Source organism: Synechococcus sp. W60.3, from assembly GCF_047502615.1.
Classification (GTDB): domain Bacteria; phylum Cyanobacteriota; class Cyanobacteriia; order Thermostichales; family Thermostichaceae; genus Thermostichus.
Map to the genome: position 1 here is coordinate 1 of NZ_JANSHJ010000016.1, position 15433 is coordinate 15433.

The following is a 15433-nucleotide window of genomic DNA, read 5'->3' on the forward strand; positions in this document are numbered from 1 at the left end:
AGCGCGAAGATTGACAACCTAACCTTAAATCATCCGTTAAGTTCTGTCAACTACCTCGCTTGATCCTGAGAGAGGCCATGTCAGTTCCCCGCTGGATTTTAGGGATCCACACCACCACGCCTGTTCTGGGCTTGGCCGTGTTGCCGCTGGAGGAGAAGCTGGGGGAGAGCCGCAGCCGGAGTTGGTGGCTGGATCGGGAGATGGCGGCGCAGTTGCACCCTTGCCTGAAGGAGTTCTTGGCCGGCCAGGACTGGTCGCAGATGGCGGGGATCGCTGTCGCTCTGGGGCCGGGGAGTTTTACCGGCAGCCGTTTGGGGGTAAGTGTGGCGCGGCTGTTGGGCCAGCAGTTGCGCATTCCGGTGTTCGGCTACTCGACTTTGGCGGTTCTCGCCCGCCAGGTGTGGCAGGAGCAGGGATCCCCGCCTCAGCCGCTGACGGTGGCGGTGCAGATGGACGCCAAGCGAGGGGAGCAGTATGGTGGCGTGTACCGGCTGGGGCCAGAACATTGGGTTGCCGAAGTGGCGGATCAGATCTGGGAAGAAGCGGCTTGGCAGAAGGTTCTGCGGCAGTGGCCCCAGGCTCTGGTCGTCGATGCTGCCGACTGGGTGGATCCGGCGCCTGTGCTGGCGTTGGCGGAACTGGCCCGCGCCGACTTCCAAGCAGGCTTGCGCTCTTCCTGGCAGACGGTGTTGCCTCTTTACGGACGTCAGCCGCCCATTGATCTCAGAGAGCTGAATCGGAGTGCCCCGCAGCCGGGGTAAGATTGGGAAGTCTGAGCAACGGATCCCTGTGCTGACATGATCTCAAGCAACGACTTGCGCCCCGGCGTCTCTGTGGAAATTGATGGCGCTCCCTACAAGGTGATCGAGTTTCTGCATGTGAAACCCGGCAAGGGCGCGGCCTTTGTGCGCACCAAGCTCAAAAATATGCAGACCGGCAACGTTGTGGAGAAAACCTTCCGCGCCGGCGAGATGCTGCCCGCCGCCACTATTGAAAAAGTGAATATGCAGTATCTCTATTCAGAAGGGGACAATTTCGTGTTCATGGACATGGAGACCTACGAACAGGCTCCCCTCAGCGCTGCCCAAATCGGCTCTGCCGTGAAATACCTGAAAGAGAACATGGAGGTGGCCATCCTGCGCTGGAAGGGGCAGGTGATCGATGTGGAGCTGCCCAACACCGTTGTCTTGGAAGTGGTGGAAACCGACCCCGGCGTGAGAGGAGATACGGCAACAGGGGGAACCAAGCCCGCCAAGCTGGAGACCGGCGCTGAGATCCAGGTGCCTCTGTTTATTAAGGTGGGAGAACGGGTGCGTGTCGATACTCGCACCGACACCTATATAGGCCGCGAGTGATGGCTCCCCCTCTTCTTGCCGCTGGGCTGCCGTTGTGGACAGGTGATGCATCAGGAGTAATCTTCCCTTGGATGTTGTCAATTGGCAGGAAGTTCGCCTTCTGCTGGCCGCTCTGCAGGAGAGCGACGTTACCGAGCTAATCCTGGAGTACAAGGATTTCCGCCTCACCCTGCGCAAAGGGATCCCGGCTGGCCTTGCTGCTGCTGCCGCTGCTCCGCCCGCTGCCCCGCCGCCAGAACCCCCCCCTGCTTCCCCTGCAGAAGCTCCCCCTCCTGAGAGCGCTCCTAAGCCTGCCCCCAGCCACTGGGTGGAGGTGACGGCGCCGATGGTGGGCACCTTCTACAGCGCTCCTGCCCCTGGAGAAACGGATTTTGTGCAGGTTGGCCAACGGGTGAACAAGGGCCAAACTCTCTGCATTATCGAAGCCATGAAGCTGATGAACGAGATAGAAGCTGAAACGGCGGGCGTGGTGAGGGAGATTTTGGTGAGCAACGGCCAGCCGGTGGAATTTGGCCAAGTTTTAATGCGACTGGATCCCACCGGCTAACAACAAGGCTGGGGCAGAGATAGGGAGGGATCCCTTGGTGGAGGAGGGGCTGTGGCAATTTCTCTTGCCGACCTTTGCCTGCGACTAGGCAACTTTGCCGATGCTTCAGCCCAGAGCTGCCGAGATGGTTGAGGGAGTCACGGTTCTGCCCCCCCAGCACATCGTCGGGCAGGAGCTGGCGGCGCGGCTGCTCGTGGCGGCCTTGGAAAAGGGGCGGGTGACCTCAAGCTACTGTTTCTTGGGACCAGAAGGGGTGGGACGGAGCCTGATGGCCCGCTGGTTTGCCCAGGCCCTCTTCTGCGAGGCCAGCTCAGGGATCCCTTGCGGCCAGTGCTCCAACTGCCGTTGGCTCCTCGCAGGCACCCATCCCGATCTCCACTGGGTCAGCCCCACCTATGTCCACCAGGGCCGCCTGATAGCAGCAGACGCCCCGGAGGCACAAGCTCTGCAGCGGCGCTCCCCGCCGCAAATTCGCCTGGAACAGGTGCAGGAAGTGGTTCGCTTCTGTGCCCGTAGGCCAATGCACGCCCGCCGCTCGCTAGTTGTACTGGAGGGAGCGGAAACCCTGACAGAAAGTGCGGCCAATGCCCTGCTGAAAACCCTGGAGGAGCCTGAGCCGGCCCACATCGTTCTTATCGCCTCCCACCACTCGCCTACCCCCCCTCCCCACCCTTTGCCACCGACGCTGCTGTCCCGCTGCCAGATGGTGCCGTTTCGCCGCCTCAGCTCGGCAGAGATGGAGCAAGTGTTGACAGCTTTGGGCTGCCCGGAGCTGCCCGGGATCCCTCGCTCTGAGCTAATTGCCCTAGCCCAAGGCAGCCCTGGACGGGCGCTGGCCGCCCAGCAGCACCTGCAAAGCCTTCCGCCGTCACTGCTGCAGGACCTAAGACGCTGGCCCCACTCGCTGCGGCAGGCGCTGGAAGTGGCTAGGGCAGTGGCTGCTCTCGATTTGCCGGCGCAGCTGTGGCTGATTGACTATCTGCAGCAGCAGTTCTGGGCGCAGGGATCCCGCCAGGCCATCCGGCAACTGGAGCAGATTCGCCAACAGCTTTTGCAATTTGTGCAGCCGCGCCTTGCTTGGGAGGTCAACCTGGCCGGATTCGACAGCAGTGGCAACCCAAGCCCTGTGGCAAAGTGAGGAGAGAGCGTTCAAGACGTGTCTATGCCTGCATGGCTTTCCGCCCTCCTTGCCGCCCTTGGAGGCTACCTGCTGGGATCCATCCCCACCGGCTACTGGGTGGGCCGTTGCTGGGGTGGGATCGACCTCCGCCAAGCGGGATCCGGCTCAACGGGGGCAACCAACGTGTTGCGGACAGTGGGCAAGGGGCCGGCGCTGCTGGTGTTGCTGGTGGACGCTGCCAAGGGAGCGGCAGCGGTGGCGCTGGGATCAGCTCTGGGCTCGCCGTGGTGGGTGGTCGTGGCGGCCTTGGGGGCGGTGATCGGCCATAGCCGCTCCTGCTGGCTGGGCTTCAAGGGGGGCAAGTCGGTGGCCACCAGCCTGGGGATCCTGTTGGCCATGGCTTGGCCGGTAGCCCTGGCTACCTTCGGTGTCTGGCTGCTGGGGATCGCCCTCACCCGCATCGTCTCGTTTAGCTCCCTGCTGGCGGCGGTGGCGGCGCCGCTCTTGATGTGGGCTCTGGGCCAGCCTCTGCCGTATTTGCTGTTTGCCTTGGCAGGGGGGGTTTATGTCATTGCTGCCCATCGCCGCAACATCGAACGCCTGCTGGCCGGCTCGGAGCCGCGCATCGGCCAAAAATGGGCCCAATCCCCCTGATCCCGGTTGTCGAAGTTGCGTAGCTTTACATGGAACCCTCCACCGTGGTTTTTGTCTACGGATCCCTGCTGCGGGGCGGCCAGTACCACAGCCTGCTGCAAGGGGCAGAGTTTTTGGGCCCAGACAGCCTCAACCACATTGACCTCTACGATCTCGGCCCCTACCCGATGGCCGTTCCTGGCCGCAACCGGCTCTACGGCGAGCGCTACCGCATTCCCTTGGGCCTGTTGCCCCGCCTAGATGAGCTGGAAGACCACCCGCGGCTATACGAACGGCAGTGGGTGCAACTGGAGAGCGGCACCTTTGCCTGGGTTTATCTGGGTCGGCCTGAGCAGGTGCAGGGGTGTCCCCTCATTCCTAGTGGCCGCTGGCTGCCCTGGGACCCCTAGAGATCGAAGTGGAGCTTGACGCCCTCAACATACTGGGGCAGTAGCTCGGCTGAGGGTGGATCCCATTCTGGGGGATCCAACTCTCTGGCAGAGGGAGCAACGGCCTCTACGGGGCTGGACGTGCGCTCCAGGTAGTAGATGCAATCTCCGCGTCGCCAGATGCCCGGCTCCGGCAGGTAGAACAGCCGACCGACCTGGGACGACTTGCCCTTCTCCCCAAACCAGCCTCCCAGACGCTGCGGACGCACCAGCAACAAAGGCAGGCAGAGATCGGCTTTGATGCGGTAGGCGAACTGATCCCGCAGCCGCTCCAACGTGGGATCCTCTAGCCCCATCTGGGCCGAAAAAGGGTTGAGCAGCGCTGAGCGCGCTGCCGCGATCGACTCCTGAGCCGAGGCCGCGGCGGATTGGGGGGGCTTCAGGCCCAGGTCCGCCAGGGTGGGCAGGGTGATCGAGCGCAGCTCGGCCCGATTGGCCTCCAGGTAGCTGGCCCAGCGCTGCAGTTGGGAAAAAGGGATCGGCAGGGTGCGGATCCCTTCCGAGATGGGCATCTCCGGCAGCAACACCGTCCAGATGGCGGCAGAAACCGAAAGCTTCACCATCAGCTCGGCAATGGCCCAGTTCACCTGCGGATCCAAAGTCAGGATCAACAGAGTTTCCGCATGGTCGATATCGGCCTTCAAGAAGGCTGACTCGCTCAGCACGGCTTCCTGCAAAGATCCGGGCAGCACCTGGCCAGGTTCCTCTGAGGACTCCGTCCCGCTGACGCCAACCGGCAGGGCTTTGGAGCTGCCATTGCCGCTGGCGGGGTGGGTCCCTGAGGTATGGCCGGCTTTGTGGCCGTTGAGCTCGGCGGGAAGATTGGCGGTGCGCTCGCGCAGACGGGATCCCGACGGCAGCGGCAGCACCTCCACCGCCTGGTTGAGGGAGCGCAGCAACTGGGCCAACTGGCCGACCAGCGGATGGTTGCCGATGATCACCGTAGAACTCCCCTGATCCAAGCCCAGCCAGCGGGCCACCCAGGCAGCGGTCAGCCCCTGCACCGTCACCGTGACCGAGATGGTCAAAAACACCAGCGCCTTGAGGGCATCCCCCCCGGTAATGCCCCGTTCTGTCAGCAGAATGGCAAACAAGGAGGCCACCGAAGCCGCCACAATGCCCCGAGGAGCCAGCCAAGCCACAAACAGCTTCTGCCGCCAATTCAGGTCGCTGCGCCAGGTACACAGCCACACGCTCAAAGGACGCACCACCAGCATCAGGCAGAGCACCGTGGCCAAGGCTCCCCACCCCAGCGCAAATACCGCCTTGAGCGAGAGGGTGGAAGTCAGCAGAATAAACAACACCGAGATGGCCATCACCACCAACTGGCCGTGAAACTGGCGCACGCTCCGCTCGGCAATGGCCGCCTTCTGCCGCACCACCAACCCGGCCATCACCACCGCCATTAGACCCGCCTCGGAGCGCAGCGACTGGGCCAGGGCAAACACCCCCAGCGCCCCCGCCAGCACCACCGAGTTGCGCAGCTCCTCCGTCAAAAACTGCCGCGACCAGAGCAGGAAGGATCCCATCAGCCAGCCCCCCAGCGCCCCCACCGCCGACCCAATGGCCAAGCGGCTAGATAGCTGCTCTAGGGCCAGCAAGAAACTGGGGTGGCCGGAGAGCACCACCTGCAGCACCACCACCGCCAAGATGGCCCCCACGGGGTCGATGAGCACCCCTTCCCCCTCCAGCAGGGTGCTGACGGCGGAATCGACCCGCACCCGCTTCAGGATGGGGTTAATCACCGTCGGCCCCGTCACCACCACCAGGGATCCAAACAAAAAGGCCAGGGGCCAGGGAAACTCCCCCAAATAGTGGGCCGCCAGCGCTCCCCCTCCCAAGGTCAAAAGGGATCCCAGCAACACCAGATTGCGCAAGCTGTCGGAGACCTGGTTAAGGCGTTGCAGCCGCAGGTTCAGCCCCCCCTCAAACAGGATCAGAGCCACCGCCAACGACACCAGCGCCTCCAGGCCAGATCCCATGATTTGGGGACGAACCCAGCCCAGGCCATCTGGCCCCAGCAGCACCCCAAACAGGAGCAGGAAAACAATGCTGGGCACTTTAACAAAATTGGCCAGGACTTGAGCCGCGATCCCGGCCACCAAGGCCAGCGTAAACAGGATCGTCAGCTCAAAGGAGTTTTCCATGCCGAGGCTCAACCTCCCTTAGCGCGAACTCCGTCCCGGCGACTTTGTCCTGGTCAGCATTGGGGCCACAGACGGTTTACCATGAGCAGGCTGCAAACAGCTACAAGGCACCCCCGGCCGGGACAGACACAAGTGGGAGCAAAGAGAAGGCATCTTGGCGAACGGACGCAGCCTAGGCGGATGTAACACTCTATGTAACACCTTGAATTACTGCTCCCTGAGTCTAGGGTAGCTCAGGGAGAAGGCGAGCTCAAATGGCCGCCCTCGGATGGGGCCGCTCCGGGATCCTGTTGTGGGTTCTCCCCTTCACAGGAATTGAGGCGGGCCTCCGCCAGGGGCTTGACACGGCGAATGGGGAGGTTGGCGATCAGGGCCGTCGTCCCCCCTTCTGCCGCCAAGTGAAACTGCATCCCCTCCGAATCCAGCTCCACATAGCGAGATACTACCCCTAAAATCTCCAGGCGCATCGCTTCCAAGGCTGCCGGGGTGAGGTCGGCGCGGTCGTGGGCCAAGATCAGTTTCAGGCGCTGCTTGGCTTGCTCGCGGCTGTTGCCGGAGTGGCGGGAAAAAAGCTGATCCAAGAAATCGAGAAGCATGGGCTTTATTGAAGGTGCATAGCAGGGAAAGCAAAGACTCCAGGCAAAGAGGATGATCCCGTTGAGATGGAGCTCAAGAGCCGTTGAGATTCAGAGCACCTTTTGGCTGAAAAACCGCTTGGCCTTTTCCCAGAAAGACTCGCCCAAGCTGGCCAACTTGGGAAATTCCACCGTCTCCCCTTCCAGCCGTCGGGCAATGCGCTGGATGGCCTGGGCAGCCTGAGTCGGGTTGGCCGAGAGGACTAGGGGCTCCCCTTTGTTGGTGGAGACGATCACCTCCCGGTCTTCTGGAATGATACCCACCAAGGGGATGGCCAGCACCTCCACCACATCTTCCACTGCCATCATCTGGCCAGCGGTTACCATATCGGGGCGCAGGCGGTTGACGATTAGCTGGATAGAGGAAATCCCTGCCGCTTCCAACAAGCCCACCACCCGGTCTGCATCCCGCACCGCTGCTACTTCGGGCGTAGTTACTAGCAGGGCTGCCGTTGCCCCCGCAATGGCATTGCGAAACCCTTGTTCAATTCCCGCCGGGCAGTCGATCAACACGTAGTCATGGCTGCTGGCAAGCTTTTCCATCAACTGCCGCATCTGATCCGGGCTGACTGCCGTTTTGTTGCGGGTTTGGGCCGCCGGCAGCAACGCCAAATTGGGGGTGCGCTTGTCCTTCACCAATGCTTGTTCAAGGCGGCATTCCCCCGCAATCACCTCCAAAGCCGTGTACACCACCCGATTCTCTAGCCCCAGCAACAAGTCCAGGTTGCGCAGGCCAAAGTCGGCATCCACCACCACCACCGAGCGACCCAAGCGCGCCAAGGCAGTGCCCAAATTGGCCGTTAGGGTGGTTTTCCCCACTCCCCCCTTCCCAGAGGTGACGACGATAACTCGGCTCATACCCCCCTCCGCAGAAAATCCTGAAGGCTGGCAATGCAGATGACACCCTCCTGCAAGTAAACCACCTCTGGCGTGTTGGGAGGGGATCCGCCCTCGGGTGGACGGGCCACCTGATCGGCAATGCGCAACTGAGTTGGCTCCAACTGTAAGGCCAAGATCACCGCGCCTCTATCCCCCTCAGCACCAGCATGCACCAGCCCTCGCAGCCGTCCCCAGACCCAAATGTCGCCGCCGGCAATGATCTCGCCGCCGGGGTTGAGATCCCCCAGCAGAAAAACCGAGCCACGGTGGCGCACCGACATCCCCGACCGCACCGTGGACCGCAGGTAGAGGGGAGTAGTATCCGGGGAGACGGGGGGAATCGCCTCCAAGGGGGAAGATTGTTCCACAGAATAGCCTAGGGTCGCCGCCGCGATCGCCGTCCCTCGGGATCCGGTTTGGACGCGCCACAAGGACAACCGATGCCGCGACAACAAGACGGCCAGAGTTTGTAGGGTGGGCAAGTCCAGCTCTCGCTCTTGGCACCACAGGGTCAGGGGGGCCACTCCTGCCCAGTAGGGTTTGCGGCTGCGCAATTGCCACACCAAATCGTCCCAGACTTCTTCCCAAGCCAGGGTGGCGGGCAAATGCAGATGGATCCCTTGGGCATCGCATCGAAAATAAACACCCCTTTCGGATCCCCGCGGATTAGAGGATGAGGTCGGCGAGACTGCAGAAATTTCCGGGTTCCATGCCGGGGATCCCATCATGGCTGCCCAACGATTTGCCTCAATACAAAGCCTTATCCTATTCCATTCGCCCAACGTCGGGAATGCGCTGCAGTCTATGTTGAGCTATCGGGGCCTTCTACACTGCTACCCTCGGGGCAAAAGGTTGAGAGCAGTGAGCTGCAGTCCAATCAGTCAAAATAGAAGAGCGTAACCACCTTGTGTTGCTCCTCAGCGTGCCTGCAGGCCTCCAAAAGCGTGACGCTGTCGTGGAAAACAAAGCAGATCAACTGCTGGCACTTGCTGACGATCTCTAGGTTGCACAGGCGGCTGGCCTCCGCCAGGGGCAGGTGGTCATTTTCGGGGTGCTCCACCAGATGCAGCACCTGCTCCAGGCTGGCCCGCGACTCTGCCGGCTGTCGCTCCAGGCTTTGGGGCAGGATCACCGTCAGGGATTTCATGTCCGCCCGCATGGCTCCGCGAATCACAGCCAGGTTGGTGCCAATGGCCCCGGACGTGAGGATGCGGTTGCCGGTAAGGGCCAAAGCGTAGCTGAGGGTTTCGATGAGGTACTGGTGGGTGATGGGCACATGGCGACTGCCCAGAATGGCTATCCGCTTTGGCCCCACTTGCTGAATCGCAGCCAGCTCTTGCAAAAACGTATCAACGCTGGTGGGAAGATCAATAGACTGGGTCAACGGGATCCCTCAGAAAACTTTTCAGAGGTGGGCTAGGCTATGTTAGCCTACACTGCGGCTTCAGGATCCAGCCAGAGAGCTGCTCGACCCGGTTGGAGCGGCCTCTACCAGCGCAACAGCGCGGCTGCTCCTTGAAACTCGTGGAGCAAGCGGTCTTCGGCCTCGCCGCGGACAAACTCCAGCCTAGCGCCGAAATCGCGGGCCAGCACCCAGACCTGATCCCGCAGCGCCACCGGTTGCGGCTCTGGGCAGAGGAGCTGGGCCATCTCTGGGGTTCCTCCCACCGAGCCGTCTGGGCAGCGCCAGATGGTGGCCTCTAGCCTCCAGGGCAAGACAAGGATTTCCACCCGGCCTAGCTGGAGGGCGTCCAGCACCGCATCTAAGCCCCAAGCGCCGGGCTGCTCTCGAATCCGCTCCAACAACGCCAGTTCCCCTCGGCGCTCAGCGGCCTCCAGGACGGGTACCACTCGGTCGAGGATGTCTTGCGGCGTCGGTGTGTGAAGGTTGGCGGGGTGCCCCACCCGGGCGACGATGCGGTTGCGCAGGCCGCGGTTGAGATAGCCCTCGAAGTGGGACACCTGCCAGGCTTCGCCCATGAGCACCAGCCGCTCAATGCCCAGGCGATCCACTGCCTTATCCAGGGCGGAAGCCAGGCGCAGGTAGAGCTTGTGCATCCAGAGGCTGACCTTGGCCGCCTCCCGCTCCTTGGGGGAAAGCTTGTCGAAGGTGCCACCGCTGCGGGCGCGACGTTCGGCAACGGCATTTTCAATGCGGCCGGCCAGCTCCTGCAGTTCCTGCCATTCCTCGGCGCTGATGTTGGCAAAGATTTCCGTGTCCTCTCGCAGTTCCCCCAAGAAGAGCTCGTAAAAGCGCCACCTGTTACCAGACAGGTGCAACACCCCACCCCGCTCGTATTCATCAAAGGCAAAGAAAAGGGGCGTGAGGTAAGGTTCCCCCCAGCGGGCCTCCACCCGCCCATGGGCCAGATCCACCACCGGCAGCTCCACCTGCAGGTCGATTCGGCGCAGCACTGGCTTGCCGGCGGGATTGCGGCTGGCAAAAAGAACCAGGGTGCGGGCCGAAGGGCGCTCCTGCTCCACTAGAGCAAGGACTTGCTCGCAGAGGGAGTTATCAGGCTTGCTCTCCTCCCTCTCCAGCAGCTCCTTGAGGGTATTCTTGATGCGTCTCACCCAGGCGCGGCCAGCATTTTCGGGACGGGCAGGGTTGATGTCGGCGTATAGCGAGAGCACCGGCGTGCTGCTGTCGCTAAAGGCAGCTTGCAGATCCTGGATCAGGGTGTTGAGTTCGTCCATGGTTTTCAAGAGAGGGCTCGGTTAGAACTAGAAGCTAGCAGAATATCACGGCAGGAGAGACGCTGACAGGGTTCTCAAAGGATCCCGCTAGGATATGGGGCTCAGTTGGGCTTGGCTCTGCAGGGCGGATTCCGCCTCGATGTGAATGGTGTAGTCCATCTTGCTGTGAACGCCTCTGCCCAGCCAGTGGCCGTAGATGGGGCCGGCATCTTTGGGGTAGGCACTGGCCGCCAAAGCCACATGGCCATCGGCCACGGCCAGCCCTTGGGTGGGATCGAACCCCCGCCAACCGGCCCCCGGCAGATACACCTCTGCCCAGGCGTGCAGGTGGCGGCGGACAGGCTCTGCGGGCTCTTTGCCGGTTGTGCCCTGGAGTTCCAGGTTCTCTTGCAACGGCGGGCCGACCTGGTAGCTGCTGACAAATCCTGCCGCCAGACCTACTGCCCGACAGGCCTCCATCAACACCAGCGTCAGGTCACGGCAGGAGCCGGTTTTGCGCTGCCAGGTCAAGCCGGCGGGCGAGGGATCCCCCTTTTCCCGCAGGATGTGACGGCACTCGGAGTAGATGCGTTGGTTGAGCGCCGGCAAAAAAGCCGTCGTCTCCCCCTGCACCTGATCCCACAGCTCCCAGGCCAGGCTTTGGATGCCAGCATCCGCCTGCGCCGTCCGATAAGGCTGCAATTGAGCTGCCAGCGTGCTGGGATAGTCAATCGGAAGATGGGTAGCCCAATCGCAGAGCAGATAGTCAAAGGGATTCTCCCGCAGGGTGAGCACCGTGGCCTGAGTTTGGACGCGCAGATGTTCGGTGGGATCCCCAAACTAGAGCTGAACCGCCGCGTTGCCATCCAGATCCACCAGCTCCGATTGGCCTGCCGGCGGTGGATCCACCCGCAGCTCAAAGGCCAAGAGGGTTTGGATCCCGTTGCAACGGGGCCGCAACCGCTTTGAACTTGCACAGGCTTGCCCCAGGACGGTCAACAGACAGGTTTTGTCGCAAGTCTTAGTCGCTCGTCTGTGCTACAGTTACCCAAAATTGGCGATCAAATATAGGTGGGGCTTTGCCTTGGGCAAGTGTGCAGGGGCGCATTGACGGTGCCTTGGAGGTTTGCTTGTGGCCTGGGTGTCGGGTCAGCAGGACGGAGGTTTTAGCTTCTGGGGGTGCGGAGGTGGATAAGCCCCGACTTGTACCCCCCTACTGGGGGGCAGTCAGGGTCGGGATACAGCCACCCCCGCAAAAATATCGTAGAATCAGATTGGCTATACAAGACGGCATTGCCGGAATCTGGTATAGCCCCGCGCTAGAGCATTCCGCGGCTGCATGCCTAACGGCACGGCACAGCCGGACGCAGAAGGTTCTCGCAGTAGCTCCCCGTTCGCGTCAGCGGCGCGGAGCGCTTTAGGGTGAGAGACGAGAGTATGTCACTCGGTGAAGGCGTCACCCTACCTTCGAGGAGCGGCGGTTGGCAAGGGCGTCGTCCGAGCTGGGGAGGCAGCCAAAGCATCTGAGGGAGCCTGCCGGAAAGCTCTCCTGCTGGAACTCCTGTAGCCGTCCGCTGCTCAAGCGACCAGACTGCCACAGGAGGCTGGGCTAGGCTCTGGCCTGAGGATTTGGCGAAGCGGTGCAGCTTTCCTCTCACTCGAGCTGGACTTGCCCCTTCAGCAAAGCCAAGATCAGCCGATCAATTGCCTCCAGATCCAATTCGTCGTAAAGCCGCTCCTGGAGGAAATGGCAGATTTGGGATTCTTGGCGGCGGCTGAGGTAGGTGCTCTGGAGAACCGATTCGACAATGAGTCGAATGGACATGGGGCAGCGCTCCAAACTCAACTACCCCCATCAAATTCGAAGGGAAGGGATGCAGCGGTGATCCAGGTCAAATCGCCATCTTCAGCCAGCGCTTTTTCGGCAGCAATTGGCCGGACTAGCCGAGCAAGGCCACCGCGGGCAGGGGCAGTTCAGCCGCTGCCGCCGCATCCAGCAGCCATAGCAGCCGTCCTTGGGGGTTGAGGCGCTGGCAGGGCAGGTGGGCCTCCGTTGTCAGCGCCTCCTTGACGATCGCGGCTTTGCTGGCCCCCGTTACCAAAACCACCACCTGAGCCGCCCTGTTCAAGACAGGGTAGGTCAGAGTCAGGCGCGGCTCCTCCCCTTTTTGGCCCACCGTCACCCAGCGGTGTTGCACCTCCAGGGCGGCTGTACCGGGAAATAAGGAGGCCGTGTGGCCGTCTTCTCCCACTCCCAGCCAGATCAGATCAAAGGCAGGGCATTCGGTGCCGAAAATCTGCTGCAGGGTCGCCTCGTACTCCGCCGCATCCCGTAAGGGATCTCCTGAGTGGGTGGGCATGGGAAAGACTTGGGAGGCGGGAACCCCGACCGTATCCAGCAGGATCCGCCGTACCATGCCGTAGTTGCTCTCGGGGTGATCCGGGGGAACGTAGCGCTCATCCCCCCAGAACAACCAGGTTTGCTGCCAAGGGATCCCTGGCGTCTGGGTTAAAGCGGCATACAACTTTCGCGGGGTGTTTCCTCCTGCCAAGGCCACCGTAAAGCGGCCCCGTTGACGGATGGCCGCCGCGGCCTGCTCTTGCCAGATCTCGACCGCCCGCCGGAAAAAGGCTGTTCCCTCCGGCCAGATTTCCAACTGGAACCCTTGCATGGATCGCCACCTATCGCCGCTTGCCCAACTGCCCGAGCCAGGTCAAGGGATCCCCTTCACGCAGAGGCCAAACCTTAGGAAGCAACCGCCAGCTCTTTGGCTTCCGCCTGAATCTTCTCGTAGAGGGCCCGCAGCTTCAGGCCCACGATTACCTGGATGAGTCCAGAGCCATTGCGGGATCCCGGATATTCGGGGTGCTTGCGCAGCAGCTCCGTCAGCTCGCCGTAGTAACGGGTCGACAGGTTGCTCAGGTGGTTCTCGATGTAGATAACCTCTTCCAGCTTGTCGAAGGTGCCGTCAATTTCCAACACCGAAACCGGCTGGTCGAAGTAGGTGGAAGGGCCGTAGTGCAGGCGAATGCCTGGGTAGGAGCAGGTCAGCTTTTTGCCACAAGGGATCCAGTCGATGGTGGAGCCTTCGTCGAAGAGGTAAACATGGTCGAAATACCTCACCCCCTCCTGCTGGATCATGCGCACCCGCAGCACCTTGTGCTCCGGATCCAGCTCCGGCAGCAGCTTGGTGGGCAGCACCTCGATGACTACATCGGCATAGCGCTTCTGCACATCGACGTAGGCCTCGAAATCGGGGCGGCGGGCCTCAATGGAGCGCAACACATCTTCATAGGTGTGGCCCCGCTCGGCCATGTCCCGCTTCACCTTCCAGGCAATCTTGATCTCCGGCGCCAGATCCAGATAGACCTTGAAGTCCAGCAGCTCCCGCACCCGCTCGTCGTACATGGGGTGAAGGCCCTCCAAGACGATGATGGGGCTGGGATCCACCCGCTCCGGCGGGTCAATGAGCCCTGTCTCGTGGTTGTAGATGGGCTTCATCACGCTCTGGCCATTTTTGAGCGCCTTGGCCTGCTCGTACATGAGGTCGAAGTTGTTGGCGCGGGGATCCAGCGCCGTAATGCCCTTCTCTTTGCGCTGGTAGCGATCCAAGGAGTGGTAGTCGTCCAGACAAATGGTGGTAATGAGATCCCGGCCAAACAAGTCCCCCAACCGCCGCAAGAACGTGGACTTGCCACAGCCAGAATCTCCGGCAACACCGATCATTACAATACGTTCAGGACTGCTTGCCATGGGAACTCCTTGGGGATGGGCAGGGCAAAACTGAGAGGAAGCCTCTAAAAAAGTTACTGTTCTTTATGGTCTTGCATATTACCACAAGACGCTCCCCCACAACCGAGCTTGAGGCCAGAGAGGCGGGCGGCGTCAAGGAACAATTTAACAAAAACTGCCTGTTTCCCGGCGACGACTGAGGAGAAGAGAAGTTTTCCGGGCGGGCTTTCTCAGGATCGGCCTGGGGTGTTCCCCTCCGGCAAGTTCCCTTCGGGCGGGCGGGCTGCTAAGGTGTTTGCTAGAGAGTTTTCTCCCATTGCCAGGAGCAGATCGCCGTTATGGTTGCCAGCGCCCAAAAGCGAGAAGTTGTTGTCAATCTGTACCGTCCCAACGCGCCCCTGATCGGCCAGTGTGTAGAGACCTACTCCCTTGTGGGGGAAGGGGCACCCGGCCTGACCAAGCACATTGTGCTCAGCCTGCCGGATCCCAACTACCGCTACCTGGAGGGCCAAAGCGTTGGCATTATTCCTCCTGGCGTAGATGACAAGGGCAAGCCCCACAAGCCCCGCCTCTACTCCATTGCCTCTACCCGCTATGGCGACGATGGCGAGGGGCGCACCGTTTCTCTGAGTGTGAAACGGGCCGAATACGTGGATAAGGAGACAGGCCAGCCGGGGGTAGGGGTCTGCTCCGGCTTCCTCACCGATCTCAAACCCGGCGACGAGGTGATGATCACCGGGCCCTCGGGGAAAACTTTTTTGCTGCCGGAAGATGAGAACGCCAACCTGATTTTGATTGCCACCGGCACCGGCATCGCCCCTTTTCGCGCCTTCATCAAGCACCTGTTTGAAGAGGATCCCAACTATCAGGGCAAGATCTGGCTGTTTTTTGGGGTGCCCACCACGTCCACCTTGCTCTACCACGGGGATCTAGAGGCCTGGAAAGCCCAGTATGGGGATCGCTTCCGCGTCGATTACGCCATCAGCCGCGAACAGCAAACCCCCGACGGCAAAAAGATGTACGTGCAAAACCGCATGGCCGAGTACGGCCCCGAGCTGTGGGAGATGCTGCAGCAGCCCAACACCTACACTTACATCTGCGGCCTCAAGGGAATGGAGGACGGCATCAACAGCGTCATGGCCCCCCTTGCCGAGCAAGCCGGTCAAGACTGGAGCAAGTTCCAGAAGGAGCTGAAGAAGGCCAACAGGTGGCACGAGGAAACCTACTGAGGGGATCCCTTTGGGTTAACTGGTTTCCGG

At 61.5% G+C, this 15433-nt stretch carries 18 protein-coding genes; 7 read left to right on the top strand and 11 right to left on the bottom strand.

Annotation, left to right across the window (positions count from 1 at the left end):
- Positions 1-77 precede the first annotated feature (77 nt).
- The 6 genes from tsaB (at position 78) to NW846_RS07190 (ending at position 4065) form a co-directional block, all read left to right on the top strand.
- Positions 78-761, top strand: a complete 684-nt coding sequence (tsaB, locus tag NW846_RS07165) for a tRNA (adenosine(37)-N6)-threonylcarbamoyltransferase complex dimerization subunit type 1 TsaB (protein WP_414346320.1) — start codon at positions 78-80, stop codon at positions 759-761.
- Between the two features lie 36 nt (positions 762-797).
- The gene (gene efp / locus NW846_RS07170; RefSeq protein ID WP_011430134.1) at positions 798-1355 is read left to right on the top strand and encodes an elongation factor P; all 558 of its coding nucleotides are present in this window, start codon (positions 798-800) and stop codon (positions 1353-1355) included.
- Between the two features lie 67 nt (positions 1356-1422).
- Positions 1423-1902, top strand: a complete 480-nt coding sequence (gene accB, locus NW846_RS07175; protein WP_011430133.1) for an acetyl-CoA carboxylase biotin carboxyl carrier protein — start codon at positions 1423-1425, stop codon at positions 1900-1902.
- 100 nt (positions 1903-2002) lie between these two features.
- Complete coding sequence (locus NW846_RS07180; protein ID WP_228375473.1) at positions 2003-3040, top strand: DNA polymerase III subunit delta'; 1038 nt, start codon at positions 2003-2005, stop codon at positions 3038-3040.
- 24 nt (positions 3041-3064) lie between these two features.
- Positions 3065-3676: a glycerol-3-phosphate 1-O-acyltransferase PlsY gene (gene plsY / locus NW846_RS07185; RefSeq protein WP_011430131.1), complete on the top strand. Its 612-nt coding sequence runs from the start codon at positions 3065-3067 to the stop codon at positions 3674-3676.
- A gap of 29 nt (positions 3677-3705) precedes the next feature.
- Positions 3706-4065: a gamma-glutamylcyclotransferase gene (locus NW846_RS07190; RefSeq protein ID WP_041438264.1), complete on the top strand. Its 360-nt coding sequence runs from the start codon at positions 3706-3708 to the stop codon at positions 4063-4065.
- On the opposite strand, the gene NW846_RS07195 is transcribed toward NW846_RS07190, so the two are convergent.
- The 11 genes from NW846_RS07195 to NW846_RS07245 form a co-directional block, all read right to left on the bottom strand.
- The gene (locus NW846_RS07195; protein WP_414346325.1) at positions 4062-6251 is read right to left on the bottom strand and encodes a cation:proton antiporter; all 2190 of its coding nucleotides are present in this window, start codon (positions 6249-6251) and stop codon (positions 4062-4064) included. The genes NW846_RS07190 and NW846_RS07195 overlap by 4 nt on opposite strands.
- A 233-nt stretch (positions 6252-6484) precedes the next feature.
- Entirely contained in the window at positions 6485-6847 is a 363-nt protein-coding gene (gene minE / locus NW846_RS07200) for a cell division topological specificity factor MinE (protein ID WP_011430128.1), read from the bottom strand.
- Positions 6848-6937: 90 nt separating this feature from the next.
- Positions 6938-7744: a septum site-determining protein MinD gene (gene minD, locus NW846_RS07205; RefSeq protein WP_011430127.1), complete on the bottom strand. Its 807-nt coding sequence runs from the start codon at positions 7742-7744 to the stop codon at positions 6938-6940.
- Positions 7741-8493, bottom strand: a complete 753-nt coding sequence (gene minC, locus NW846_RS07210; RefSeq protein WP_414346330.1) for a septum site-determining protein MinC — start codon at positions 8491-8493, stop codon at positions 7741-7743. Before minC ends, minD begins: the two co-directional genes overlap by 4 nt.
- A 149-nt stretch (positions 8494-8642) precedes the next feature.
- Entirely contained in the window at positions 8643-9149 is a 507-nt protein-coding gene (locus NW846_RS07215) for a hypothetical protein (protein ID WP_011430125.1), read from the bottom strand.
- Positions 9150-9253: 104 nt separating this feature from the next.
- On the bottom strand, positions 9254-10462 hold the full coding sequence (locus NW846_RS07220; protein WP_414346333.1) for a VLRF1 family aeRF1-type release factor: 1209 nt from the start codon (positions 10460-10462) through the stop codon (positions 9254-9256).
- Between the two features lie 87 nt (positions 10463-10549).
- A complete protein-coding gene (locus NW846_RS07225) occupies positions 10550-11236 on the bottom strand; it encodes a transglutaminase-like domain-containing protein (protein ID WP_228375472.1) in 687 nt (228 codons plus the stop codon).
- A gap of 45 nt (positions 11237-11281) precedes the next feature.
- Positions 11282-11401 (bottom strand): transglutaminase N-terminal domain-containing protein, encoded by a 120-nt coding sequence (locus tag NW846_RS07230; protein ID WP_228375471.1) that lies wholly within the window; start codon positions 11399-11401, stop codon positions 11282-11284.
- Between the two features lie 694 nt (positions 11402-12095).
- On the bottom strand, positions 12096-12266 hold the full coding sequence (locus NW846_RS07235; protein ID WP_011430123.1) for a hypothetical protein: 171 nt from the start codon (positions 12264-12266) through the stop codon (positions 12096-12098).
- A 115-nt stretch (positions 12267-12381) separates the two neighbouring features.
- Complete coding sequence (gene pgl, locus NW846_RS07240; protein ID WP_414346337.1) at positions 12382-13113, bottom strand: 6-phosphogluconolactonase; 732 nt, start codon at positions 13111-13113, stop codon at positions 12382-12384.
- A gap of 74 nt (positions 13114-13187) precedes the next feature.
- Entirely contained in the window at positions 13188-14195 is a 1008-nt protein-coding gene (locus tag NW846_RS07245; RefSeq protein WP_414346339.1) for a phosphoribulokinase, read from the bottom strand.
- Between the two features lie 317 nt (positions 14196-14512).
- Between NW846_RS07245 and NW846_RS07250 the strand changes: the two genes are divergently transcribed.
- A complete protein-coding gene (locus tag NW846_RS07250) occupies positions 14513-15403 on the top strand; it encodes a ferredoxin--NADP(+) reductase (RefSeq protein WP_011430120.1) in 891 nt (296 codons plus the stop codon).
- The last annotated feature ends 30 nt before the right edge of the window (positions 15404-15433 follow it).

Coding starts and splice junctions, on each gene's coding strand:
- efp (WP_011430134.1), top strand. CDS start 798: ATGATCTCAAGCAACGACTTGCGCCCCGGCGTCTCTGTGGAAATTGAT.
- NW846_RS07190 (WP_041438264.1), top strand. CDS start 3,706: ATGGAACCCTCCACCGTGGTTTTTGTCTACGGATCCCTGCTGCGGGGC.
- pgl (WP_414346337.1), bottom strand. CDS start 13,113: ATGCAAGGGTTCCAGTTGGAAATCTGGCCGGAGGGAACAGCCTTTTTC.
- plsY (WP_011430131.1), top strand. CDS start 3,065: ATGCCTGCATGGCTTTCCGCCCTCCTTGCCGCCCTTGGAGGCTACCTG.
- NW846_RS07220 (WP_414346333.1), bottom strand. CDS start 10,462: ATGGACGAACTCAACACCCTGATCCAGGATCTGCAAGCTGCCTTTAGC.
- minE (WP_011430128.1), bottom strand. CDS start 6,847: ATGCTTCTCGATTTCTTGGATCAGCTTTTTTCCCGCCACTCCGGCAAC.
- NW846_RS07245 (WP_414346339.1), bottom strand. CDS start 14,195: ATGGCAAGCAGTCCTGAACGTATTGTAATGATCGGTGTTGCCGGAGAT.
- minC (WP_414346330.1), bottom strand. CDS start 8,493: ATGATGGGATCCCCGGCATGGAACCCGGAAATTTCTGCAGTCTCGCCG.
- NW846_RS07250 (WP_011430120.1), top strand. CDS start 14,513: ATGGTTGCCAGCGCCCAAAAGCGAGAAGTTGTTGTCAATCTGTACCGT.
- NW846_RS07235 (WP_011430123.1), bottom strand. CDS start 12,266: ATGTCCATTCGACTCATTGTCGAATCGGTTCTCCAGAGCACCTACCTC.
- minD (WP_011430127.1), bottom strand. CDS start 7,744: ATGAGCCGAGTTATCGTCGTCACCTCTGGGAAGGGGGGAGTGGGGAAA.
- NW846_RS07195 (WP_414346325.1), bottom strand. CDS start 6,251: ATGGAAAACTCCTTTGAGCTGACGATCCTGTTTACGCTGGCCTTGGTG.
- NW846_RS07180 (WP_228375473.1), top strand. CDS start 2,003: ATGCTTCAGCCCAGAGCTGCCGAGATGGTTGAGGGAGTCACGGTTCTG.
- tsaB (WP_414346320.1), top strand. CDS start 78: ATGTCAGTTCCCCGCTGGATTTTAGGGATCCACACCACCACGCCTGTT.